A 25035-nucleotide genomic window follows, 5' to 3' on the forward strand; every position below is an offset into this window, starting at 1 on the left:
CTGCCTTTGCTATTTGAATATCTGCGCGGGAAAGGTGACGATCGCGGCGGTGCCGTCGACTGCGCCCACTGCTAGGTGGCGTCCGTCGCCGGACCAGGCAAGCGCGGTCACCGCGCTGCCCAGCGGCCTGACGAGGAGTTCGTCTCGCGCGCCGATCTGGGCGATGGTGATCCGGCCGTTGGCATAGCCGGCCGCAATCAGTTTTTTCTCCGGGTGCGCAGCCACTGTCTCGACCGGAACCAGCCCGGCTCGGCCAGTCTCCAGCGCGCCCGAGGTGTCGCCGTCAAGTGGCGGAGCGGTCATCGACCAGCCGGCGATCCGGAAGGCGCCCGACGCAAACAGCGCATGCTCCGGCATGCTCCAGCACAGTGTCCGGACCGGCGATGGAAACCCCGCGACGATGCCGCAGCGATCATCGGTCATGCTGACCAGGGCAAAGCCCCCTGTTTCGAGCCCGCAGGCCAGCCATGTGCCATCGCCACTCCAGCGGATCGACACCGGGCGCGCCGAAAAAGACACCTCGCGCATCGGGGTAGCATCGCCGTCGACCGCCCAGATCGACAGTCCATCATCCCGGCCGCAGGCTAGGCGCCGCCCGTCTGGCGAAAAGGCAAGCGCATCCGTGGACGGTGTCGCATCGTGTCGCAGTCGTACCGCATCGCCTTGGCCGCGTGCCAGGAAGACATCCTGCCGGTTGGCGACGGCTGTTATGGCCGTCCGGGGGTTGTGGTCGACGGCGACGACCGGCCCGTCGATCTTGACCAGCGTCTCCATCACCTTGCCGTCCGCGGCCAGATGCACCGCTTCGCCAGCCTCCGTTCCAGCGAGGAAGCCGGAGGAGAGGTAGCTGGCGAGCGGGACGTCTCCATCCCCCAACGCAGCGGTGGCGATCAACGGTGCCGGTGGCTTCTCGCGCGGGCGGATCGTCGTCCGGCCGAGATCGCCGCTCACCCTGATCCGCGACTCCGGCGGCTCCTGGTCCGCGACCGCCGCTATGGCGACCGTTCCGTCCACGCTGGTGCATGCGACAGCCGAGCCATCGGCGCTGAAGCGCAGGTCGGCGATCGCCGACGGACGACGCCAGCTTCGCGCCAGCAGGTCGAACAAGGTCAGGTTTTGTATCGCGTGCTGGTTCATGACCATTCCCTTCGTCAGTTACCCACCGTCGCCGCGAGGCTGCGGTCGACGTCCTCGACCTCACCCTCCGCGGCGGCGATGCGTTGCTCGCACCTCGCGCCTTCCTGCATGACCGCCGCGACTCTCTCCTCCGCCTTATGCAAATCCTGCACCAGTTGCGCGCTGGCGCCGCTCCTGCCGATTTCGAGTTCCAGGCGCAGCACCTCCATCTCGATACCGGCGCGTTTCTGATTGAGCCGCAGCGCCTCGGCAGTCAGCGCTGAGACGTTGGCGACAAGAGCGAGCCGGCGGGCGAGCAACATGTCACGCTTGGTAGTTTGCCCCATTGGATACTCCATCATTTTTCGGTCCCAGCCATCGGTCCGGGTGGTTTTTCGAAAGCCGATAGCAATTTGGGCAATGTGCCGGCCTGCGAATGGAATTGTTTTTCGGCCGTCTCGATGTGGCTTTTGAGCTGATCCCAGATGTCGACGCGGATCATCGATGTCGTATCGCCGGTAAGGCGCTCTATCTCCTCGACGCGGAATTGCCGTGACAGCGAAACGCCGGAAAACACGAAGTCGCGCAACAGGATCGCATGGTTCTCGATGAACAGATGGATCATCGGATGCGTTTCCGTGGTGACGCCGCCGGCGGCAAGCTCGGCCCGGATGAAGTCCTGGAAGTGGCTCTGGAGGCGGTGTTGGCTCTCGCCCATAAAGCGCATCACAAAGACCAGATCGCGGGGCATCAGCCTGACAAGATCGCCGGTGACGCCATCAGCCTGGCTGGACATTGGCTCGGGCTGCCTCCGGCTGTCTTTGTCGTTCGCCACGGTTTTTCTCCAGTGCGAGGCCCGTCCGTGAGCCATCGCCCTCAAATAGTAGAGAAAGGAGAAGAATAAAATAGATGATGTGTGTTTTTCAAATTTGCTGCGAATGCTAACTTGATATGTCGCAATTGCGAATAGATATTAAATATTACATGCGTACGTTACAACTGTAAAAGAACGTTACAGTTCCCGTCCTCTTCATGTGCCGAAAGGGCGGCGATTTGTTTTTAGCGTCAGGCACGGGCACCATTTTCAAATTGGCACGGCGCTTGCTTTATACATTTCCACAAGAAGCCCATCGCGCTTTTGACGCGGTGCCAAAAGAACGAAGGAACGGAGGAAGCAGGTCACGTCCGCTTCGATACGCCCATCGCATATGCGGTTGGCTCCGCGGTCCCTGCCAGACGCCTCGAGAACCTTTGCCACGATCCACTTGAATGGCCGGACCATGAGTCGCGCCTGAACGCGCAACCCTTTGTCGTGCCGTTCGCACTCTCACTAGCGGTGCTGTGCGCCGCTCCATGCCGGGGTCAAGGGACCTGCGGCTCAAACCTGGTGGAGGCTTATGACCATGACGTCTCTGACGCTCAACAAGATTACCTCGCAACGCGGAATTTCCGTCGGCGAGGCAACCAAGAAGATTGCCGATCTCGGCTGGAATCCTTCCTACGTCCAGGAAGCGATGACGTTTCCGACGGACTACAAGATCAACAAGACGCCGCGCGACCCGATGAAGCAGGTTTTGCGGTCGTACTTTCCGATGCAGGAAGAGAAGGACAACCGAGTTTACGGCGCGCTGGATGCGGCATTGCGCGGCGACATGTTCCGCAATGTGGAGCCGCGCTGGGTCGAGTGGATGAAGCTCTTTCTGGCGATCATTCCCTTCCCGGAAATTTCGGCTGCCCGCTCGATGGCGATGGTCGCCCGTATCGCTCCTGGCGAGGAACTCAGGACCGGCTTCACGATGCAGATGATCGACGAGTTCCGGCACTCGACGATCCAGATGAACCTGAAGAAATGGTACATGGAGAACTACATCGATCCGGCTGGCTTCGACATCACCGAGGAAGCCTTCGGAAAATGCTACGCCACGACCATCGGCCGGCAGTTCGCTGAAGGCTTCATCACCGGCGACACCATGACTGCCGCCTGCATGTACCTGACCGTGGTGGCCGAAACCGCCTTTACCAACACGCTCTTTGTCGCCATGCCTTCGGAAGCCGCCCGCAACGGCGACTATGCGCTGCCGACCGTCTTCCTGTCGGTGCAGTCCGACGAGAGCCGGCATATCGGTAATGGCCACTCACTGCTGATGGCGGCGCTCAAGGAGCCGGAAAATCACCTCTTGCTCGAGCGCGACCTGCGCTATGCCTTCTGGCAGAACCACGCGATCGTCGATGCGGCCATCGGCACGTTCATCGAATACGGCACCACCAACCGCGACAAGAACAAGGAGTCTTACGCGGAAATGTGGCACCGCTGGATCTATGAGGATTACTACCGCACCTACATGCTGCCGCTCGAGAAATACGGCATCAAGGTCCATCACGACGACGTCCAGGCGGCCTGGGAACGCATCACCAAGAAGAACTATGTCCACAAGGTCGGACAGTTCTTCGCGGTCGGCTGGCCGGTCAACTTCTGGCGCATCGAAGCCCAGACCGACAAGGACTTCGAGTGGTTCGAGCACAAATATCCGGGCTGGTACGCCGAATTCGGCGACTTCTGGAAATGGTACGCCAAGCTCAGCCACAAGGGCGAGAAGGTACTGCTGTTCAACAGCGACGTCGGCTACGTCTATCCACATCGCTGTTGGTCGTGCCTTGTTCCCTGCCTGATCCGCGAGGACATGGTGGTCGGCGAGATCGACGGCCAGTTGCACACCTTCGCCCACGAACTCGACAAGTGGACTGCAACCGTGGCGTTCGCCGACGAATATCAGGGCCGTCCGACGCCGGCGATGGGCCGCTTCAGCGGCAAGCGCGAATGGGAGACGCTCTATGACGGCTGGGATCTGGCCGATGCGATCAAGGACCTGAACTTCGTCCGCTCCGACGGCAAGACGCTCGTCCCGCAGCCGCATATGCGCTTCGCCGACAAGGAGATGTGGACGCTGGACGACGTGCGCGGCAACAAGCTCGGGTCGCCGCTCAACGCGCTGCGTGCCATGTCACCCGCGGACCGTGAGAAGCACCTGGCGGAATACCGGGCCGGCTTCACGATCACCCCCTGCAACTGATCAGGCCAAAGGGGGGCGGGTTCGTCCCGCCCCTTCCTTTCACTGGAGGTCCGTATGTCGGAAACCCACACGGTCAGGCTCAGCCCGGTCGGCGTCGAATTTGATGTCGAAAATGGCGAAACGGTACTCAACGCCGCTTTCCGCCAGGGCATCGCCCTGCCGCACGGCTGCAAGGAAGGGCAATGCTCGGCCTGCAAGAGCGTGTTGCTCGAAGGCGAAGTCGACATGCTGAAATACTCGACTTTCGCGCTGAACGACATGGAGAAGGAGAGCGGCCACGTCCTTTTGTGCCGCTGCATCGCCTACTCCGATCTGGAAGTCGAGCTTCTCAACTACGACGAGGAGATTTTGGCGAAAGCGATCGCCGTGAAGACGTTCAACGGCCGGATTGCTCTGATCGAGCACCTGACCCACGACATTCGCGGCATCGAGATCGAACTCGGCTCGCCGATAAAGTTCTGGGCGGGGCAATATGTCGACATCACGGTTACCACGGAAAAAGGGGAGACGATTACGCGCTCGTTCTCCATGGCAAATACGCCGGACCAAACCGAAAAACTCTGCTTCATCATCAAAAAATACCCTGAGGGAAAGTTCTCTGGAGAACTCGATTCCGGAGGAATCAAGGTTGGAGCCGAAGTCACCGTCGTCGGACCCTACGGAACCTGTTTCCGTCGGGAAGAACGGCAAGGACCCCTAGTCCTGGTCGGCGCCGGCTCGGGCATGTCGCCGATCTGGTCGATCCTCAACGACCATCTGAAGAGCGGCGAGAAACGTCCGGTCTATTTCTTCTACGGTGCCAGGACCCGCAACGACCTGTTCTATCTCGACAGGATCGCCGAGCTGATCGGCCAGCATTCGGATGTCACTTTCATTCCCGTGCTGTCGCACGCGACTGATGACGCCGAATGGGAAGGCGAACGCGGTTTCGTACACCAGAGTGTCGACGCCAAGCTCAAGCAACTTGCGGTCGACGGGCAGGGCGATGTCCATGCCTGTGGCCCGCCACCGATGATTGATGCGCTTCAGCCGGTTCTATTCATGAACGGGTTCGAGACTGAGCGGATCTTCTTCGACAAGTTCACCACATCGACAGGTGCTACGCCGACCCACTGAGGGGACGGCCACGCAACTGCAACCACAACTGCAACAAGGGAGTGAAGACTATGCCAGCTATCTCGAGTTCAGTCGGATCCGGAGCCGCCGGCGCGGCGATCTTTGCCGATTCCGACAGCCGGAAGTACCGGTATTTCGACCCGAAGGGCCAGCGCGCCACGCACTACGAAGACATGACGGTCGACGTACAGCCTGACCCGGAGCGTTATCTGATCCAGGACTGGATCATCTCCTTTGCCGACGGCAAGGGCGCTTATGTCAAGCAGAACACTGCTGCGCAGAGCTCCAACTGGCATACCTTTCGCGCCCCCGATCAGGAGTGGGAACGCACGCACTACCAGCGCCAGTCGAAAATCGAGACGATGGTGCAGAGCGTCATCAACAACGCCCGCAAGTCGGGGGCGCCCAAGACCTTCGATAAGGCCTGGGTCAAGATTCTGCAGACGCAGCTCGGCGCCTGGAAGCACTCCGAATTCGGGCTCGGCACCTCGCTGATGCAGGCGCAGCGTTACGGCTACACCCAGATGATCAACAACGCGACGCTGACCAACTCGTCCTACAAGCTGCGGCTTGCCCAGGACATCACGCTCTACCTTGCCGAGATCGGCATGGACCTTCCCGACTGGGACGACGAACTTGGCAAGAAGGCCTGGCTCGAGGACAACAACTGGCAAGGTACCCGCGAGGCGGTCGAAACCATCATGGGCGCGACCGACTATCTCGAACAGTATTTCGCCATCAACATCGTCTTCGAGCCGCTGGTCGGGGAAGCATTCCGCTCAGGCTTCCTGATGCAGATCGCCGCCGCCAACCACGACTTCATAACGCCTGCGGTGATCTCGGCAGCCGAGGCCGACTACGAACGCAACCTCGCCAACACGATCGACCTCATGCACATGCTCGCCAACGACGAGAAGCACGGCGCGGCGAACAAGAAGCTCTTCCAGGGCTGGGTCGAGAAACACGGCGCGCTCGCCGACAAGGCAGCCACCGGCCTGCAGCCGATCTGGTCGATGCCGCATTCAAAGCCGGTCGCCTTTGCGGATGTCCGTGCCAAATCCGAGGAACGGATTGGTCAGATACTCCGCGAACTTGGCCTCAAGCGCTGACACAGGGAGAAACCGTCATGTCAACTGCAGCACGCGACGCATCGCAATCCAACATCTTCCGGGCGATGAAGGACATCACCTTCGAACAGACGATTTCGCATCAGTGCGGCGTCACCATGAACGACTCCGTGGAAGCCAGGGCCATCGCTGAATTCATGGGCCTGAAGCCGAACGTAACCGTAACCTACCAACCGGCGATGATCCGGATCGACGGCACCGGCAAGCTGATCTTCAAGATGGATGAAATCAGCGAATATCTCGGCCGCGAGATGACGGCGGAAACGTTCGAGGTCAACAGCTCCACCCACTACGGGCGGATGGTGCGCATCGACGACAACACCGTGATCCTGTTCGGCAACATGGACGAGATGTTCGAATACATCGAATAGCCGGCAAAAAATCAGGCGTGCCGGCTGGTTGCGGCACGCCGAACCGATCAACACGCATCTTGCGGAGGAAAGAATGTTTAGGACACCGGAAGGCAAGGATATTTTCGTGGTCGACGGCCACACCCATTTCTGGGACGGCAGCCCGGAGAACCAGAAGAATATTCACGGCAAGCAGTTCATCGATTGCTTCTACGCCTATCACACGGGGATGAGCCCCAAGGACCAGCTGTGGGAGAAGAGCAAGTTCGAGAAATACAGTGCCGACGATCTCTATCGCGACCTGTTCATCGACGGTCCAGACGATATGGCGATCGTCCAGTCGACCTATCTCAAGGACTTCTACAAGAACGGCTTCAACACGATCGAACGCAACGCCGAGGTGGCCAAGCGTTATCCGGACCGTTTCATCGTCAACGGCGCCTTCGATCCGCGCGACGGTGAGAAGGCGCTTGAGTACATCCATTTCCTCAAGGAGACCTACGACGTCAAGGGCGTGAAGATGTACACGGCCGAATGGAACGGCGCCTCGAAGGGCTGGAAGCTCACCGATCCCGATGCCTACAAATGCTTCGAACTCTGCGACAAGCTCGGCATCAGGAACATCCACGTCCACAAGGGCCCGACGATCCTGCCGCTCAGCAAGGATGCGTTCGACGTGCATGACGTCGATCATGCGGCGACGGATTTCCAGGGCCTCAACTGGATCATCGAGCATTGCGGCCTGCCGCGTCTTGACGATTTCTGCTGGATCGCGACGCAGGAAACCAACGTCTATGGCGGGCTTGCGGTGGCGCTGCCCTTCATCCATGCCCGCCCGCGCTATTTCGGCGAAGTCATCGCCGAACTGCTGTTCTGGATCGGGCCGGAGAAAATCCTGTTCGGTTCCGACTACGCGATCTGGACGCCACGCTGGCTGGTCGAGAAATTCTGGGCCTACCAGATCCCCGACGACATCGCCGCAGAACGCGGCGTGCAGCTGACCGACGAGATCAAGGAGAAGATCCTCGGTCTTAATGCCGCGCGTCTCTACAACATCGACATCGCAGCCAAGAAGAAGGCGCTCGCCAGTTCGCCCTTCAGCATCGCGGCGGAGTAGGGGCCATGGCAACCGCCGCCAGCGTTTCCGGCAACCGCGAGAAGGAGCTCTGGCGGTGCCTTGGTGAGGTCAATGACCCCGAACTCGACGAACCGATTACCGAGATGGGCTTCGTCGAGCGAGCCGTGATGACGGGCGATGGCAGCGTGGAGATAGATTTCCGCCTGCCGACCTACTGGTGCTCGCCCAACTTCGCGTTCCTGATGCTGGACGGCGTCCGCAAGGCGCTCGACCAACTCTCGTGGTCGCCGGCCTATCGCGTCAAGCTGCACGACCACATGTTCGCGGAAGAGGTCAATCGCGGCATGGCAGCCGGCAAGACATTCGGCGATATTTTCGCTGAACTTGCCGAGGATCAGGATCTCGGCGCCTTGCGCGAAACCTTCAGGATGAAGGCATTCAAGCGGCGCCAGGAGGCGGTTTTGCGGGGCCTTCGGCAGCATGGTCTGACGGATCGGGAAATCCTCGGCATGGACCTGCCGGCATACGACGTCGCGCGGCTCGAGGCGGGCGAAGCGGCCAAACAGAAGCCGAGATACCGGGCGGCTCTGATCGAGCGTTTTCCCGGCCGCCGGGCGGATGATCCTGTCTTCGTGACCTGGGAAGGGCAACGCATACAGACTGCCGCACTCGGCACCCATCTCGCTGAACTGCGCGGTGTGCGCGTCAATATGGAATTCAACGGCGCGCTTTGCCGTGGGCTCAAGCAGACCAGATACAAGGAACTGGATGTGGTCGACGGCGAACCGACACTGGTCGATTTCATCATGGATCGCGTGCCGGCACGAGCCGCGCCGACCGCCTGAACTAGAGCCGAAAACAACGGCCTCCCTCGCACGAGGCCCCTAACCAACAACCCGCCCGTAAGGCGGAAGGAGGAATCATGCCCAAAATAATGCTTCACAACTCCGACGCCCGCCGCGCTCTCGCCCGTGGCGTCTTTCGGCTGGCCGCTGCCGTCGAGCCGACGCTCGGCCCCAAAGGCATGAACGCCATGATCGACCGGCCGATCGGCACGCCGATGGTGACCCGTGACGGCGTCAGCATCGCCTCCGAGATCGAATTGCACGACCGTTTCGAAAACATGGGCGCGCAGGTCGTTCGCGAAGTGTCGATGCAAACCAACGAGGTCGCCGGCGACGGTACCACGACTGCCATCGTGCTCGCCAACGCTCTCATCCAGGGCGGTGTGGAGGCGAATGAACGCGGCGTGAAATCCGTCGATCTGTGCAAGGGCATCGACCTTGCCGTGACAGCGGTGGTGGCGGCGCTCAAGGCTTCGGCCAAGCCGGCTAAGGGCAACGGCATTCTCGCCTCGGTCGCTAACATTGCGGCGACCAATGCCAAGCTTGGCGCACTGGTGGCGGAAGCCCACCAGCGGGTGGGGGCCGAAGGCGTCATCACCACGGACTTCAGCGTCACCACCGAGACCACGCTCGATGTGGTCGAGGGCATGTCCTTCGACCGCGGTTATCTCTCTCATCACATGGTGACTGACCAGGAGAAGATGGAGGCTGTTCTCGAACGGCCGTACATCCTGATGACCGATCTCAAGATCAAGCAGCCCGAGGCGCTGGATGCGGCTCGCCGCATTGCCGCCGAGGATGGTCGGCCGCTGCTGATCGTGTCCGAGGAAATGTCGCCGGAAGTCGTGGTAACGCTGCTCGGCAAGCAAGGACCTGGAAAATACCTCGTTGTCCATCCGCCGGAATATGGCCATTGGCGCAAGGCGATGATGGAGGATCTGGCGATCATCACCGGCGGCAAGGTGATCGCGCGCGACCTCGGCGGTCGGCTGGAGGACATCACCGCCGACGATCTCGGAACGGCTGACCGGGTGAAGACCAGTTCGTCCTACACCTCGATCATCCGCGGCGGCGGCGACCACGCGGCAATCGCGTCGCGTCGCGCTCAGGTGCAGCGGCAGTATGAAGCTTCGCCGCCGAATATCGATCAGGACAAGCTGCGCGAACGCCTGGCCAAGCTTTCTGGCGGCACCGCGATTCTCTATGCCGGCGGTGTCACGCCGGTCGAGCAAAAGCGAACCATTCAGCTCATCGAGGATTCGCTGAATGCGGTGCGCGCCGCATCCGAAGAGGGCGTGGTCGCCGGAGGTGGCTCGGCGCTTGCCCAGATCGCGCCGCTGCTCGAGAAGGTGGCGGCAGACGTCGACGGCGATGTCGCCGAAGGCGTGCGCCTGGTGCGATCGGTGCTGTCGCGGCCGCTCTGGCGCATAGCCGTCAATGCCGGCGCCGATCCCGAAGCGGTCGTGGCGGAAGTCACGCGCATCAACGGCGGCTACGGCTACAACGCGTCTGCCGGCAGCTACCAGAACATGTTCGAGGCAGGGATCATTGATCCGGTCCGCGTCACCTACACAGCACTCGCCAACGCAGCTTCGGTCGCGACGCTGATCCTGACCACCGAAACGCTGATCGGCCATCTCGCCGAGGACGAGGACCCGACGGCCGGACCGGCTCGCGGTGGCGGCTCTGAAAAGCTCGGCCGCGCCTGAAGCAATCCGAACAATCTCGACGTTGAAAGGATACGACGATGAAAGCTGCCAGACTTTACGAATACGACCCGCATATGAACGTCCAGCTCAGGGTCGAGGAGGTCAAGGCGCCGACCATTACCGCTCCCGACGAGGTCATCGTGCGGGTAGGTGCTGCCGGCCTCTGCCGCACCGACCTCCACATCATCGAGGGTGTGTGGAAGCCGACCATGGATCCAGAGGGCACGCTGCTGCCTTACATCATGGGCCATGAAAATGCAGGCTGGGTCGAGGAGGTCGGCAGCGGCGTCAGGTCGGTCAAGCGCGGTGACGCCGTGATCTGCCACCCCTTCCGCTCGTGCGGCATCTGCCTCAACTGCCGCCACGGCGAGGATATGTACTGCGATAACGGCCAATTTCCGGGCCTCGGCATGAACGGCGGCTTCGCGGAGTATTTCATCACCAGCGAGCGTTCGTTGATCAAGCTGAACGCCAACGTCACGCCGATCGAGGTGGCGCCGCTTGCCGACGCCGGCATCACCGCTTATCGCGCCGCCAAGCGCGCCGCCAAACTGCTGCGACCAGGGAGCTATTGTGTGCTGCTCGGCATAGGCGGGCTCGGCCACATCGCGCTGCAATCGCTGCACGCGATCTCGGGCTGCCGCATCATCGCCGTCGATCGTGAGCCGGCAGCACAGGTGCTGGCCAAGGATCTCGGCGCCGACTTCGTCCTCGATGGCGGACCGAACGTCATCGAGGAGGTCAGCCAGATCACCGGCGGAGGCGCCCATGTGGTCATCGATTTCGTCGGCGAGCTCGGCGTCGAAAACATCTGCTGGAAGATGGTGCGCAAGGGCGGGCAACTGTTCGTCGTCGGCTATGGCGGCAATATCAATGTGCCGACCGCCCATCTCGTCATCGAGGAGATCAACATCGGCGGCAGCCTGGTCGGCAATTTCACCGAGCTTGTCGAACTGATGGAGCTCAACGCCGACGGCAAGGTGAAGATGCACTACACCGAATACAACCTTGCCAGCATCAACACCGCGCTCGACGATTTCAAGAACCGCCGGTTCACCGGCCGCGGCGTCATCGTGCCCTGAAATGTATGGACCGGATTTCGCGCGGACGGGTGCGGTGTCCGGTCACATCTAGAGGGAGAGAAAGGGTCCATCACCAAGATCGGTGCTGCTGTGGTAATTTCGCTGACCATTGGCATGACTTTCCCCAGCCAGTGGCGCGAATGCCGCGCGGCGCTTTTGTGCCGGTGACGGGTTCTGATCCTAGAGGAAACCGCGGCGGATGCCGTATTGGTCGAGTTTGCGATAGAGCGTCGGCCGGGAAATACCGAGCCGCCGCGCGACCCGACTGAGATTGCCGCCCTCGGCTGCCAATGCGTTCTTCATCGCCTGGCGTTCCGCCTCGACGAGTGTGCCTCCAGGCGACTCGGCTGACAGGGTCTTGCCATCATCGGACGTGGCGCTGGGCGCCGCGATTTCACCGGGGAGATCGTGGAGCCCGATATCTCGGCCCCGCGCCAGGACATGCAGCCGCCCGATGAGGTTCTTCAGTTCGCGTACATTGCCCGGCCATTGATAGGCGAGCAGGGCATCGAGCGCTTCTTGCGAAAATTCCAGCGGGTCCTCGCCCGCTGCGGTGGCGATCTGCCGGTTGAAATGTTCGACCAGCAGCACCGCATCCTCGCCGCGCTCGCGCAGCGGTGGAACAGTGATCGAAACCGCGCCAATTCGATAGTAGAGATCGCGGCGGAATCGGCCTGCGGCAATTTCTTGCTTGAGATCGCGATTGGTCGAGGCGACCAGGCGCACATCCACCGGGCGGCCCCGGCTGTCGCCAATGCGGTTGACCACGCGCTCTTCCAGGACACGCAGCAGAAACGGCTGGATCTCGAGCGGCAATTCGCCGATCTCGTCGAGACTGAGGACGCCGCCATGGGCGAGCTCGAAAACCCCCGGTTTGCCTTCACGCGAGGCGCCGGTAAAGGCGCCGGCGACATGGCCGAACAACTCGCTGCCGAACAGGTCCCTGGTGATCGCCCCGCAATTCATGGGGATGAACGGATCGTTCGCCGTGCGCCGGCTGCCGGCATGGACAAGCCGCGCAAACAGCTCTTTCCCGACCCCTGTTTCACCCTCGACCAACAGCGATGTTACGCTGCTCGACCGGGCGACGCGGCAGGCGACGTCGATGGCGGCATGTAGCGCTTCGCTTTCGCCGACGATCATGGCGACAGCATCCTGAAGATGCTTGTTCACTTCCCGGTGGACCACCGCCGCACTGGAGACTGCCGGCACGGAGGGGAACACCAGCGCCGCGCCGCGGAGGTCGCCATCGAGCTTCAGCGGGGTGATATGGCAGGATCGCAGATGGGCCGGCAGCGCCCTGGCAAGGTCGGCTTCGGAGCCGGAGGACGGAAGGTTCATCAGCCAGCGGCCACGGCCTGGCTCCATCGGGCCGTCCATCATCTCAGTGGCCTCGCCATCAGGCACATTGTTGCAGAAGATGGCACGACCGCGGTGGTCGACGATTACAAGCCCGTCCTTTCGGCGGTAGCTGGGAGCCGATGAAATGAAAGCTTCGAGCAGGCGCGTGCGCTGTTCCTGCTGCTGTTCGGCCAATGCCTTTTCGATCTGCCGGGCTGTCGCGGCGACGAGCGCGGTGTTGTGCGGCCTGAAGATCGGCGAATAGCCTGACAGGTCGACCACACCGATGATCTTGCCGTCCAACGGGTCGCGAATCGGCGCGCCGGCGCAGGTCCAGGATTTGATGCCGGCGCAGAAATGCTCGGCCGCATGCACGAAAGTCGGCTCGCCGGTCCACAGCGCCGTACCGATGCCGTTCGTCCCGACGGCATCCTCGTTCCATTTGCCGCCGATGGCGAGGTGAATATCCATGCCGTCATGCAGCGTCTTCTTGTCGCCGATGGCGTCGATCAGCACGCCGTCGCTGTCGGCCAGAACCAGCATCGCGCCGGTCCCGTCCAGTAACTGGCCAAGCGAGGCGAACGACCGCCGCGCCGCCGAAAGCAGTTCTGCATTGGCCCGAGTCAGATATTCGATTGCGTCGCGATCACTGCTCAGCGGCGCTTCAATGCCTTGGGCGTTGATGCCGCCGGTGGCACTGCGATACCAGGAATCGTGAATGAGGGAGCGGACGTGGCTTGGGTGGACTGGATCGCCGGCGCATTTGGGCTCGTCGGCCAGGAAACTTTCCCAGGCGCGCATGGTGGCACGCTCGTCATAGTCGATGTTGCTCAGAGCCATTTGGCCCGTGGCCAGCGACCTACGCGCCGGAAGGGCATCGATCTTCATCTGATTGGGGGCTATCTCGCGTTTCATTCAGTCATCACAGAACCTTTGAGGTATGCCATTTCTGTATGCTGTCGCGTTCGTAGGCTGCCGCGAGTTGGACGTGAAGAAGCACGCCCAGGCGTTAGCCTGATCAGTTGATGCCGAGCTTCGCGCCGATGTCGAAGGCAAGCTGTTCTTCGGTATAGGTGGCAGCGAGGCGGGATCCGTCCATGTCGGCAAGCGCCTCGGCAACGATTTCGTCGACCGGCGAGAAGAAGCCATTCTGCTTTGTTGCCAGCACGAAGACCTGGTCGCCGCCGCGGTCGCGGATATCGCCGATGTGATGAAGTTGACGGCCGGTGTTCTGATCCTTCGAGATGACGCGGCCGTTCATGGTGACATGGATGGACGGTTTGGCTTCGGTCACAGGCGCGGCACTGCCGCCAACATGGATGATCAGACCTTCCGCCTTTGGTTGCTGTCGTGGCTTCCTGGAAGCTGAATAGCCGCCACCGCTGATCTGGTCGGCAAGGCGGACGATGGTCGAGCGGTTCTGCTCGATCAGTCTTTTGACTTGTGCGTCCTCGCGCCGCGGGCCATCCCGCTTGGAGATAATCTCGACCATGAATCCTCCCAGATTCGCTCCGCGTCGCCGTTTCTACGGCTCAATTCTTCTTTTGCGGTGAACCCTACACCGCCTCGGCGAAGTTCGCCATTCATATCAAGATAGCGCCAAAATTTGCTTTGCTGGTAGCAGGCGGCTGCTACACGGGATTTCCGATAATCGGAACGCCCGCTTGCTCAGATGCACGCCCGCTGCCATGCCGGCCTCGGCATGCGGCTTGGCTTCATTGAGGCGGCGGTGAAAGGCGAGAGGCTCGACTTGTGACGGACTATCTGCTCGCCATCGTCGCTACAAGATCGCTGAAACGCTCGCCCTGGATGCTGACATGCTGGCGCAGGAGCGTGCGCGCCTGCTCCGCGTCGCCGGCGAGGATTGCTTCCACGATCGCGCCATGCTCAGCGAACGACGTGGCAACGCGGTTGCGCACGCGCAGTTGGAGACGCCTGTAGGGCTGCAGACGGCGATGCAGTGCGACGCACTGCTCGGCCAGAAAACCGCTGTGGCTGGCAGTGTAGATAGCTTTGTGAAAGCGTTCGTTATCGTAATAATAGGCGTCGCTGTCGCCGGCCGAAGACGAACGCTCGCAATCTGCATGCGCGGCCAGGATGGTTGTGCGATCGGCATCGGTGAACCGTCGCGCGGCCAACGAACCGGCCAAGCCTTCAAGTTCCGCCATCACCTCGAACATTTCGAAAATGCGGTGCGGTCCCGGATCGATCACCACGGCACCCCGGCGCGGCCGGATCTCCACCAGCCCGATTGCGTTCAACTGCATCAGCGCCTCGCGCACCGGCGTTCTCGAGACGCCGAAGCGTGTTGCCAATTGCACCTCGTCCAGTCGTGCACCGGGGGCGAAGTCGTTCGAGATTATGCCGTTTTCAATCTCGTCACGTAGGCGCTGAACGACATTCTCCGACATTTTTTGGGCCTTCCAATGCAATATGATAAATCTTGTATGCAAGAACGTTGACTTTGCGTACAAGAATGTCTAGTTAACGATACCACAAAAGGCAAGTTGCACACAAATGGGTGGGCGCATCCGAGCACCGGCACGCGTCGAGACCGCGCGGCGGGTCTGCTTGCGCCGATTTCGATTTTTTTGCCAGGAGGGACTCCGACATGGCAGGCATCTCGTTCTTTAGCGATATGGTGCAAAGCATTACCGATCGCGGCCGCAGGCTGGTTGCGGCAGGGGCGCGCAGCGAACCGGTCCAAGCCGAGACGAATATCGAAACACTCTGCGACATGCTGTTGTCGAGCCGGGGCGAGGCCTCGGGCATGGCATTGGCCGCCGAGGTCCTTCAGCGCTGGGCCCAACTGGACGCGGCCGGTCAGCAAGACTTCGTGCGTATGCTGCACGAACAGTTCGGCCCAGACATCGCCAAGCTTGACAAAGCCATCGAGCGCTACCGCAGCGACAGGAGCTCGGACGCCGTCATCGAACTGCACCAGGCCGCCGAGCCGCGTCGCCAGGAACTGGTGCGCAGACTGAACCTGGCCCCCAAAGGCACGGCAAGGCTGGTGGAGATGCGCGAGCGCCTGTTAGCCATGAAGGATGCGACGGAACCGTTTCGCGCTGTCGATGCCGACTTCGCCCACCTGTTCGGCTCATGGTTCAACCGCGGTTTTCTGACCCTGCGTCCGATCGACTGGTCCACGCCAGCCGACATCCTGGAGAAGATCATCAGATACGAGGCGGTGCATGAAATCGCCGGCTGGGAGGAACTGCGGCGGAGGCTAGCTCCAGCCGACCGCAGATGCTTTGCGTTCTTCCACCCGCGTCTCGCAGACGATCCGCTGATCTTCGTCGAGGTTGCGCTGACCAGGGCGATTCCCTCTGCCATCGCTGATGTGCTCGATGTAAACCGTTCGCCGATCACGGCCCAGGACGCCACCACCGCTGTCTTCTATTCGATCTCCAACTGCCAGGACGGACTGCGTGGCATCTCTTTCGGGAATTTTCTGATCAAGCAGGTGGTGGAGGATTTGCGCCGCGACCTGCCTGGCTTGAAGACCTTCGTGACGCTGTCGCCGGTTCCGGGTTTCGCTGGCTGGCTGGCAAGACTGCGCAAGGCGGCCGATGCGAGCCTCGATGATCAGGCCCTCAAGACGCTCGAGCTGCTGGACGATCCGAACTGGGCGGACAATCCGCAGAAGGCACGGCTCGTTGAAGCGGTGCTTCTCCCGCTCGCCGCACGCTATTTCATTAGGGAACGGGCCACCGGCAGACGGCCGGTCGATCCTGTGGCGCGTTTTCATTTGGGCAACGGCGCTCGCCTTGAACGGCTGAACTTCCTCGCCGATCGCTCCGCCAAGGCGATGCGACAGTCCCAGGGCTTGATGGTCAACTACTTTTACAAGTTGGACGACATCGAGGCGAACCACGAAGCCTTGGCGCAGCATGGCGAGATCGCTGCTTCGCCGGAGGTGAGAAAACTGGCGGCAACCGCTTCGACCGACACCGATATCGCGGCCCCGGTTCGTCGACGCCGCACCGAAATGCAGAAAACCTAATAAGCAGATTGGGAGGAGTTCAATGAGCAATCATCTGTTCGACGCCATGCGAGCATCCACCAAGTCAGGCGAGTCGATTTTCATCGAGACTATTGATGGTCAGCGTTGGACCTATGCAGATGCGCTGCGGCTCTCCGGACAGATCGCCAGCGCAATTGATGTGCTCGGCGTTCGCCCGGGCGACCGCGTCGCGGTCCAGGTGGACAAGAGCCCGCAGGCTCTGATGCTCTATCTCGCATGCGTGCGCTGCGGGGCGATCTATCTGCCGCTGAATACCGCCTATACGCTGGCTGAACTCGACTATTTTATCGGTGACGCCGAACCGCGGCTCGTCATCGTCTCCTCGAAGTCGCGAACTGATGTCGAGACGATCGCGCACGGCTACGGCGCGATTGTCGAAACGCTCGATGCGGACGGCGCCGGGTCGCTCATGGAGTTGGCCCGGGACGAGTCTGACGATTTTCTCGACGCGGCGCGCGCGCCTGACGATCTCGCCGCGATCCTGTACACATCTGGAACCACCGGCCGTTCCAAGGGCGCAATGCTGACGCACGACAACCTTTTGTCCAATGCAATAGCACTGCGCGAATGCTGGCAGGTGACGGCAGCCGACCGGCTGATCCACGCGCTGCCGATTTTTCACACGCATGGGCTCTTCGTGGCGACCAATGTCACGCTCATCGCCGGCGCCTCGATGTTTCTGCTGCCAAAGTTCGATCCGGAGGAAATCCTTTCTCTGATGCCGCGGGCGACGCTGATGATGGGGGTGCCGACCTTCTATGTCCGGTTGCTTCAGCATGAGGGCCTGAACCGGGAGACGGTCGCCAATATCAGGCTGTTCATCTCCGGCTCGGCGCCGCTGCTCGCTGAAACCCACGCCGCATTCAAGCAGCGCACCGGTCACGCCATTCTCGAACGCTACGGCATGACCGAAACCAACATGAACACCTCAAACCCCTATGACGGCGAGCGAAGGGCAGGGACAGTAGGTTTCCCACTCCCGGGCGTGTCGGTGAGGGTCACCGATCCGGCCACCGGCGAGACGCTCGGACCAGGCAAAACCGGCATGATCGAGATCAAGGGCCCGAACGTTTTCCGGGGCTATTGGCGGATGCCTGAAAAGACGGCGGCGGAGTTCACCAAGGACGGCTATTTCACCAGCGGCGACCTCGGCAAGATCGATGAGGCGGGCTATCTCCACATCGTAGGCCGCGACAAGGACCTGGTGATCTCCGGCGGCTACAACATCTACCCGAAGGAAGTCGAGGGTGAGATCGATCAACTCGACGGTGTCGCCGAGAGCGCGGTCATCGGCATTGCACATCCGGATTTCGGCGAGGGGGTGACGGCCATCGTGGTGCTCAAGCCCGGTGCCACAATGGACGAAAAGGCGGTGCTCAACGCGCTGCGCGACCGCCTTGCGCGCTACAAGCAGCCGAAACGGGTGATCTTCGCCGAGGACCTTCCGCGCAACACCATGGGAAAGGTGCAGAAGAACCTTCTGCGCGACCGGTTCAGCAACCTTTACATGCCCGCCTCCTAGAGCATGATGCCGAAAAGTGTGAAGCGGTTTTCGGACGACATCATGCTCTATCTCTTTGATTTAGAGCCGGATTCAGATTTCAGGTCGACTTGACCTGAAATCATCCGGCTCTAGGAGGCGCTGACGACCCTGCGTTGGTGCTTGGGAGCGAGACCAACGCAGGCTGATCTACCCACCGATGGAAATGAGAACGGGCGCCTGAAGGCGTTTCCCGAGGGAGGAAGCTATGAACATCCAGATTCTGTCGATCGCGCTGCTGGTCGGCATGTTCGTGATCGCCACCATGCAGCCGATCAATATGGGCGCACTCGCCTTCGCATGCGCCTTTCTGGTCGGCTCGCTCGTCATGGCTATGAAGCCGGCGGAAATATTTGCTGGCTTCCCGAGCGACCTCTTCCTGACACTGGTAGGCATCACCTACCTGTTCGCCATCGCCCAGATCAACGGTACTATCGATTGGCTGGTCGAGGGCGCGGTCAAACTGGTGCGCGGACATGTGGCCTGGATTCCCTGGGTCATGTTTCTGGTCGCGGCCGTCATCACCGGCTTCGGTGCGCTCGGACCTGCGGCGGTGGCCATCCTGGCCCCGGTGGCGCTGGGTTTTGCGTTCCAGTACCGCATCAATCCGGTCATGATGGGATTGATGGTTATTCACGGTGCACAGGCGGGCGGCTTTTCGCCGATCAGCGTCTATGGCGGCATCACCAACCAGATCGTCGAAAAGGCGGGGTTGCCGTTCGCGCCGACATCACTGTTTCTCTCCAGCTTCTTCTTCAACCTGGCCATCGCCGTCCTCGTATTCTTCGTCTTCGGCGGCTCGAAGGTGCTGCATAAGTATTCGGTCGCGTCGGGACCGCTGCCTGACCTCCACCCCGAGGGCGTGACGCAGTCAATCGTCGGCCACGGCGGCACGCCGGCTACTCCGATCAGCCATCACGTCTTTGAGGAGCAGACAAAAAACGTGTCGGCGCTTTCCGGCCTGACGACGGAAAGGCTGACGACATTAGTCGGCCTAACCGCGCTCGCGGTCGGCGCACTTGTCTTCAAGTTCAATGTCGGCCTTGTGGCGATCACCGTCGCGGTCGCGCTTGCGCTCCTCTCGCCGAAGACCCAAAAGGCAGCGATCGACAAGGTCAGTTGGTCGACGGTGCTCCTGATCGCCGGCATCATCACCTATGTCGGCGTCATGGAGAAGATCGGCACGATCGACTACGTCGCCCAAGGCATTTCAAGCCTGGGCATGCCGCTGCTGGTTGCACTCCTCCTCTGCTTCACCGGCGCCATTGTATCGGCATTCGCCTCATCCACGGCGTTGCTGGGAGCCATCATTCCACTGGCCGTGCCCTTCCTCCTGCAGGGACAGATCAGTGCCATAGGTGTGGTTGCGGCGATCGCGATCTCCACCACCATCGTCGACACCAGCCCGTTTTCGACCAACGGTGCGCTGGTCGTCGCCAATGCCCGGGAAGCAGAGCGCGAGGGCGTGCTGAAGACGTTGCTGATCTACAGCGCGCTTATCGCCGTCATCGGCCCTGTCATCGCCTGGCTGGTTTTCGTGGTCCCCGGGTTGGTTTGAACGGTCGGCCGCTTTCCGGACATTCCCAATCAGTCTGGCCGCTCCGGTGCAATCTGGCCGGCGGCCAGGCTCGACTCCCGAACCTGATCTGGTCGGCGTCAACAAGAAAACGGCGGCGCAGGCAGAACTGATTTCCCTGTCAAGGCAGCCGTTGGGCCGATAGTGCTGCCCGCTTTGCCTGGCGGGCCGTCGCTGCTCATGCGGGCGAGGGCGCGTAGCGGCTGCCCAGCGAATAGCGGCTGCCGACATAGGTGAGCTTGTTGACGGTGGCGACCGTCGCGCCCGACCAGGTCCGCCGATGCAGGAGCAGGCAGGGGTCGCCGGGTCGGATCTTCAAATGGCGGGCCGCCATCTCTTCTGCGGCGACGGCCGAGATCACATGCTCCACTTCCGTCAGCGGCGTCGCCCGCTGCAGATAGTCGTAGGTGGTGGTCGCCACGAAATCTTGCCGATGGTAGTCCGGTGCGAGAGCCGGATTGACAAAGCGTTCCTCGAGCTGGACGGGCACATCGTCTTCGAAATGCACGATGATCGAATGGGCGACCGGTCTGCGGCGCGTGAACTCGAAGGCGACGACGAGGTCCAGCGCCGGGTTGCGGATCTTCTCGAGCACGACGACCTCGGCCCTGTGGCGCGCGCCGCGCGCGGCGATCTCGCCGGCGATGTTCCTGATTTCGATGAGGGCCGATTGCGGTTTCGGCGGCGCCACAAAGGTGCCTACGCCCTGGATGCGCAGCAGGTGGCCTTCCGAGGTCAGTTCCCTCAGCGCCCGGTGCACCGTCATCCTCGAGACGCCGAGCGTGCTGACCAGCTCGTTTTCGGAAGGCAGCCTGCGGTCCTTCGGCCAGTTGCCGCTGCCGATATTGCCGAGCACGTAGTCCTTGACCTTTTCGTAGAGCGGCCCGGCGGTTTCGGTAAGCCTGATCATCGTCCGCTCTCCATCCGGACGATGGTCTTCAACCCGCCGCTCACGCCGGCGATCAGGCGCTGGTAAGCGGCGGGAATTTCGCCGATCGCGATCTCGTCGGACACGAAGCGCGAAAGCGCGGGCGCGAGATCGCCAAGCATCGAGACGGCCGGCGCAAGCTCGTCGGCGAAGGCGTGGCAGCCGACAAGGGCGATCTCGCGCTCGACCAGCAAGTTGGGGTCGAGGTCGAGGCGGCCATGCGAAATGCCGACCAGGGCCAGCGTGCCGCCGCCGGCCAAAACATCGAGCAGCCGCGCCATCACCGCCACGCTGCCCGTCGCGTCGACGGCATAGCGTAGATCGGGGGCATGGCGCAGATTGGGATCGCAGGGCAGGGCGTCCAGGTCGACGACGGTCGCGCCGCTCACCTCGGCCACAAGATCCGCACGCGCTGCATTGCGGTCGGCGACGAGCACCGGTCTCTCGCTGCGCCGCGACAGGAGCAGCGCCGCCAGCCCGCCGATCGGGCCGCAACCGGCGATAAGCACCGGCGCCCCGGCCGGCGCCGACAGCCGCCGCACTGCGTGCAGGGCGACCGCCAGCGGCTCCGCCATGGCGGCGATTGCGGGATCGAGCGCCGGGTCATGGCGCAGGAGCAGCCGCGCCGGCAGCTGCGTCTCTTCCGCGAAGCCGCCGTCGCAGACCTCGCCTACAAAGCCCAGTGTGGCACAGACATTATGCAGGCCGGCGCGGCAAGCAGGACATTCGCCGCACCAGAAGCGCGAATCGGCGACGACCCGGTCTCCGAGCGCAAACTGGGACACGCCGGCCCCGACGGCGATCACCTCGGCGGCGAACTCATGCCCGGCGACGCTCGGCGCGCGGCTGATCCACTGGCCGGTGCGGAAGTTGTGGAGGTCGGAGCCGCAAATGCCGGCGGCCGTCACCTTGAGCCGCACCCATCCAGGCGCCGGTTCGCCGGGAGATGGCACGTCCTCAACCCGCAAATCGCCCGCCGCATGGAGTCTGGCCGCCTTCATCGTCCGCTACCGCGCCAGATATCGGTCGCGCACGCCGGAGACGGCGTGTTCATGCGAGGAGAAGCCTTCATAGCGGGCAAGTGTGCGGGCATGGCGCGCGAATTCCGGATAGGCCGCGGCCGTCACGTAGCCGATCGAAGAGCGCTTGACGAAATCCGTGACCGACAGCGGTCCACAAGTACGGGCCCAGCGACTGGTCGGCAGCACGGCGTTGGGGCCCAGCCCGAAATTGCCGATCGAGACCGGCGTGTGCGGCCCCATCAGGATCTCGGCAGCTTCGGTGATGTGGCCAAGGTGCGCGAACGGGTCGGTGGAGAGGATCTCCAGATGCTCCGGCGCGTAGTCGTTGATGAAGCGGTAGCTCTCCTCGATCGAGGCCGTCAGCACGATGCCGCCACAGGCGCCGGTCAGCACCGCGGTGGAGAACGCGACCCGTTGCTCGCTCATGCGCGCCCAGTGCTCCGGCAGCGCCGCCAGTGCCTCCTCCGCCACGCGGCGGCTGTGGGTCACCAGATAGGCCGACGAGTCCGGTCCATGCTCCGCCTCGATGAGGAGGTCGAGCGCGGCCAGTCCGCCATGCACGCTGTCGTCGGCGAGGATGATCGCTTCGGACGGACCGGCGGGAAGGCCGGGATCGATGACGCCGGCAAGCAGCCGCTTGGCTGCAACCACCCAGGGGCTGCCTGGACCGACGATCTTGAGCGCGGCCTTGATCGTCTCTGTGCCGTAGGCGACCGCGGCGACCGCCTGCGCACCGCCGCATTTGTAGACCGTTTCGACGCCGGCGAGGCGCGCCGCAACCAGCGTCGCTGCGTCCACCGAACCATCGGGCGCCGGCGGCGTGACGATGGCAAGCTCCGGGACGCCCGCCACCACTGCGGGCACTGCGGTCATCATTGTCACCGAAGGGAACGCCCCTTTGCCGCGCGGGACATAGAGCGCCACCGAGCGGATCGGCGTGAAGCGGTCACCGGCAAAGGCGCCGGGCCGCATTTCCTTGAGCCACATCGCTTCCGGTTTCTGCTCTTCGTGGAAATGCCGGATGTTGTCGATGCCGAAGCGAATGGCGGCGATCACGTCCTCGTCGACCATGCCGAAGGCGGCGTCGAACTCGGCGGGGCTGACCTTCAGTCGCGTGGCATCGAGATCTGCCTTGTCAAAGTCGCGGGCAAAGCGAACGAGCGCGGCGTCGCCTTCTGTTCGGACCGCCTCGATGATCGGTGCGGCCTTCTCTATAAAGCCAGAGAGATCGGTCTCTGAGCGCCGCATCAATGCCGAACGAGCGGCGGCGTCGAGTTGGCTCAGGTCGTGGAATGATACGTTTGGCATAGATTTCCTTTGCGGCCCGACGAGCCGGCTTTCCTCATTTCGATTTCAGGAAGATGTCGAGCCCGACCAGCCTGTCGAGCAGGAAAACGGCGACAGCCGAGCAGGCGATGAAGACCACGGAGATCGCGGCGAGATCCGGCGTGATGATCGAGCGGATGGAGTTGTAGATCAGCACCGGCAGCGTCACGATGCGGGCATCGACGAGCAGCAGGCTGACCAGGAACTCGTTGAGCGCCAGGATGAACATCAGCAGCGAGCCGGTGATCACCCCCGGCATGACCGCCGGCAAGGTTACGGAGAAGAACACCTGGAGCGGCGGCGCGCCGCAATTGGCGGCGGCCAGTTCAAGATCCGGGTCAAGCCCGGTGGCGCTCGCCGTGACCGCCCAGATCATGAAGGGCAGGTTGATGACGCAGCAGGCGATCCCGACCGGCCAGAGCTGGCCGAGAATGCCGGCGTTGCCGAAGATCAGCATGAGGCCGATGCCGGATCCGATCAGCGGGATGGTGAATGGCAGCAGCAGATAGATCTGGATCGTTTTCTCAAAACGCACCGCATATTTCGCCAGCGCGATGCCCGCCAGCGTGCCCACTGGAATGGCAACGATCGTACAGACCGTCGCGACCTGGAGCGTGCGCAGGAAAGCATTGCGCAGGTCGGAGGCCTGCGAAATACGCGCGTACCACCGCAGCGACAGTCCATCCGGCGGAAACGTAATGATGTTGCCGCCGGTAAACGAAGCGCCGAGCACAACGATCGTCGGCGCCGAAAGGGTCACCAGGGCGATCGTCACCAGGGTCCACAGGACAATCGATTTGCTGCGCGAGCCGCTCACGCCCGCGACCTCCCCATGGCGAGCGTTCCGGCTCCAAACAACGCGAACACCAAGCCGACAAGGATTGACCCAAGCGCGACCAGCATAAGCGCCAGCATCGCGCCGAGACCCTGGTCGGAGGTGCGGAAGAACTGGTCGTAGATGGCGTTGGCGATGAAATCCTGCGACCCGCCGCCAAGGATCGCGGGGACCGCGAAATCGGTGAGCGAAAGCGTCAGCACCACCACGCCGGCGCCGACGAAGCCTGGACGAGCGAGTGGCAGCACGACGTGGATGAACGTGCGAACCCAGTTCGCGCCGAGCGATCCAGCGGCTGCCTCCAGCTCTTCGGGAATGGCGGTGAGCGCCGGCGCCAGCATCAGTACGGCAAACGGCAGCATGTACTGGACGAGGCCGAACAGCACGGCGGGGTAGTTATAGATGAGCCGCATCGGGGCGACCCCAACAAGGCCGAGCGCCTCGTTCACCATGCCCTGGTTGCCGAGGATGATCAGCCAGCCATAGGCACGCACCACCTGGCCGATGAAGAACGGCAGGAACAGCGCGATCAGCAGGAATTTGCGCAATCCTGGCGAACGCGTGCGCACCATCAGATAGGCGTAGGGAAAAGCGAAGACGAGCGTCACCGCGGTGACGATCAGGGCGGCAACGAGGCTGCGCTGCGCGACGACCAGGAACAGTGGCTCGGTCAGCGCGCGGCGGAAATTGGCGATGGAATAGTCGTCGGAGAACTGGAAGGTGGTGGTGTCGAGCGTGCGCAGGCTGGCATCCGCGATCTGGATGAGACCAAGCACGAGCAGCCCGACAAGCAGCACCGCCGGAAGCAGCATCAGATAGGGCGTAGCGCGCCTGAACCGCGCCGGCCAGATAGCGGCGGCAACGCCTTCCAACGCATCCATGATGCGCCATGTCAGGGGATAGGCTGTCCTGGCTGCCCGCATGAAAAATCCGTAACCGACGTCGT

At 62.2% G+C, this 25035-nt stretch carries 22 protein-coding genes; 11 read left to right on the plus strand and 11 right to left on the minus strand.

Annotated features, from left to right (window positions below; all coding sequences use genetic code 11):
* Positions 1-9: 9 nt before the first annotated feature.
* Genes M727_RS0135145 through M727_RS0135155 form a run of 3 tightly spaced genes read right to left on the minus strand, consistent with a single transcriptional unit; the run spans position 10 to position 1951 of the window.
* Positions 10-1137 carry a WD40 repeat domain-containing protein gene (locus tag M727_RS0135145; protein ID WP_027156414.1) on the minus strand — a complete coding sequence of 376 codons (1128 nt, stop codon included), beginning with the start codon at positions 1135-1137 and terminating at the stop codon, positions 10-12.
* 14 nt (positions 1138-1151) lie between these two features.
* Positions 1152-1478, minus strand: a complete 327-nt coding sequence (locus tag M727_RS0135150; RefSeq protein WP_036264587.1) for a hypothetical protein — start codon at positions 1476-1478, stop codon at positions 1152-1154.
* A complete protein-coding gene (locus tag M727_RS0135155) occupies positions 1475-1951 on the minus strand; it encodes a hypothetical protein (RefSeq protein WP_027156416.1) in 477 nt (158 codons plus the stop codon). The genes M727_RS0135150 and M727_RS0135155 overlap by 4 nt, the downstream gene beginning before the upstream one ends.
* Positions 1952-2519: 568 nt before the next feature.
* On the opposite strand from M727_RS0135155, the gene M727_RS0135165 reads away from it, so the two are divergent.
* The 8 genes from M727_RS0135165 to M727_RS0135200 all read left to right on the plus strand — a co-directional run bounded on the left by M727_RS0135165 (position 2520) and on the right by M727_RS0135200 (position 11494).
* On the plus strand, positions 2520-4187 hold the full coding sequence (locus tag M727_RS0135165; RefSeq protein ID WP_027156418.1) for an aromatic/alkene/methane monooxygenase hydroxylase/oxygenase subunit alpha: 1668 nt from the start codon (positions 2520-2522) through the stop codon (positions 4185-4187).
* A gap of 54 nt (positions 4188-4241) precedes the next feature.
* The gene (locus tag M727_RS0135170; protein ID WP_027156419.1) at positions 4242-5303 is read left to right on the plus strand and encodes a 2Fe-2S iron-sulfur cluster binding domain-containing protein; all 1062 of its coding nucleotides are present in this window, start codon (positions 4242-4244) and stop codon (positions 5301-5303) included.
* Between the two features lie 50 nt (positions 5304-5353).
* Positions 5354-6412, plus strand: coding sequence for an aromatic/alkene monooxygenase hydroxylase subunit beta (locus M727_RS0135175; RefSeq protein ID WP_027156420.1), 1059 nt, complete (start codon positions 5354-5356; stop codon positions 6410-6412).
* Between the two features lie 17 nt (positions 6413-6429).
* Complete coding sequence (locus tag M727_RS0135180) at positions 6430-6801, plus strand: MmoB/DmpM family protein (protein ID WP_023799649.1); 372 nt, start codon at positions 6430-6432, stop codon at positions 6799-6801.
* A 73-nt stretch (positions 6802-6874) separates the two neighbouring features.
* The gene (locus M727_RS0135185; RefSeq protein WP_027156421.1) at positions 6875-7897 is read left to right on the plus strand and encodes an amidohydrolase family protein; all 1023 of its coding nucleotides are present in this window, start codon (positions 6875-6877) and stop codon (positions 7895-7897) included.
* 5 nt (positions 7898-7902) lie between these two features.
* Entirely contained in the window at positions 7903-8703 is an 801-nt protein-coding gene (locus tag M727_RS38975) for an iron-sulfur cluster assembly protein (protein ID WP_036264591.1), read from the plus strand.
* A 77-nt stretch (positions 8704-8780) separates the two neighbouring features.
* Positions 8781-10412 (plus strand): molecular chaperone GroEL, encoded by a 1632-nt coding sequence (locus tag M727_RS0135195; protein ID WP_027156422.1) that lies wholly within the window; start codon positions 8781-8783, stop codon positions 10410-10412.
* Between the two features lie 38 nt (positions 10413-10450).
* Positions 10451-11494: an NAD(P)-dependent alcohol dehydrogenase gene (locus M727_RS0135200; RefSeq protein ID WP_027156423.1), complete on the plus strand. Its 1044-nt coding sequence runs from the start codon at positions 10451-10453 to the stop codon at positions 11492-11494.
* A gap of 180 nt (positions 11495-11674) precedes the next feature.
* Here the strand turns inward: M727_RS0135200 and M727_RS0135205 are convergent, their stop codons facing one another.
* From M727_RS0135205 to M727_RS0135220, 3 genes are all read right to left on the minus strand, one after another.
* Positions 11675-13675: a sigma-54-dependent Fis family transcriptional regulator gene (locus M727_RS0135205; protein ID WP_027156424.1), complete on the minus strand. Its 2001-nt coding sequence runs from the start codon at positions 13673-13675 to the stop codon at positions 11675-11677.
* Positions 13676-13853: 178 nt separating this feature from the next.
* The gene (locus M727_RS0135210) at positions 13854-14327 is read right to left on the minus strand and encodes a hypothetical protein (protein ID WP_027156425.1); all 474 of its coding nucleotides are present in this window, start codon (positions 14325-14327) and stop codon (positions 13854-13856) included.
* A gap of 268 nt (positions 14328-14595) precedes the next feature.
* On the minus strand, positions 14596-15246 hold the full coding sequence (locus tag M727_RS0135220) for a GntR family transcriptional regulator (RefSeq protein WP_027156426.1): 651 nt from the start codon (positions 15244-15246) through the stop codon (positions 14596-14598).
* A 200-nt stretch (positions 15247-15446) separates the two neighbouring features.
* On the opposite strand from M727_RS0135220, the gene M727_RS38980 reads away from it, so the two are divergent.
* From M727_RS38980 to M727_RS0135235, 3 genes are all read left to right on the plus strand, one after another.
* On the plus strand, positions 15447-16841 hold the full coding sequence (locus M727_RS38980) for a malonyl-CoA decarboxylase (protein ID WP_084647043.1): 1395 nt from the start codon (positions 15447-15449) through the stop codon (positions 16839-16841).
* Between the two features lie 22 nt (positions 16842-16863).
* Positions 16864-18384, plus strand: a complete 1521-nt coding sequence (locus M727_RS0135230) for a malonyl-CoA synthase (RefSeq protein WP_027156427.1) — start codon at positions 16864-16866, stop codon at positions 18382-18384.
* A gap of 226 nt (positions 18385-18610) precedes the next feature.
* The gene (locus M727_RS0135235) at positions 18611-19960 is read left to right on the plus strand and encodes an SLC13 family permease (RefSeq protein ID WP_027156428.1); all 1350 of its coding nucleotides are present in this window, start codon (positions 18611-18613) and stop codon (positions 19958-19960) included.
* Between the two features lie 196 nt (positions 19961-20156).
* Here the strand turns inward: M727_RS0135235 and hutC are convergent, their stop codons facing one another.
* Genes hutC through M727_RS0135260 form a run of 5 tightly spaced genes read right to left on the minus strand, consistent with a single transcriptional unit; the run spans position 20157 to position 25012 of the window.
* A complete protein-coding gene (gene hutC / locus M727_RS0135240) occupies positions 20157-20888 on the minus strand; it encodes a histidine utilization repressor (RefSeq protein WP_027156429.1) in 732 nt (243 codons plus the stop codon).
* Entirely contained in the window at positions 20885-21907 is a 1023-nt protein-coding gene (locus M727_RS0135245) for an alcohol dehydrogenase catalytic domain-containing protein (RefSeq protein ID WP_027156430.1), read from the minus strand. Before M727_RS0135245 ends, hutC begins: the two co-directional genes overlap by 4 nt.
* Positions 21908-21913: 6 nt before the next feature.
* Positions 21914-23236 carry a histidinol dehydrogenase gene (gene hisD / locus M727_RS0135250; RefSeq protein ID WP_027156431.1) on the minus strand — a complete coding sequence of 441 codons (1323 nt, stop codon included), beginning with the start codon at positions 23234-23236 and terminating at the stop codon, positions 21914-21916.
* 34 nt (positions 23237-23270) lie between these two features.
* The gene (locus tag M727_RS0135255) at positions 23271-24071 is read right to left on the minus strand and encodes an ABC transporter permease (protein WP_027156432.1); all 801 of its coding nucleotides are present in this window, start codon (positions 24069-24071) and stop codon (positions 23271-23273) included.
* Entirely contained in the window at positions 24068-25012 is a 945-nt protein-coding gene (locus tag M727_RS0135260) for an ABC transporter permease (protein WP_027156433.1), read from the minus strand. The genes M727_RS0135255 and M727_RS0135260 overlap by 4 nt, the downstream gene beginning before the upstream one ends.
* Between the last annotated feature and the right edge of the window lie 23 nt (positions 25013-25035).

The organism is Mesorhizobium sp. WSM2561, assembly GCF_000513915.1.
In the GTDB taxonomy this organism is placed as follows: Bacteria; Pseudomonadota; Alphaproteobacteria; order Rhizobiales; family Rhizobiaceae; genus Mesorhizobium; species Mesorhizobium muleiense.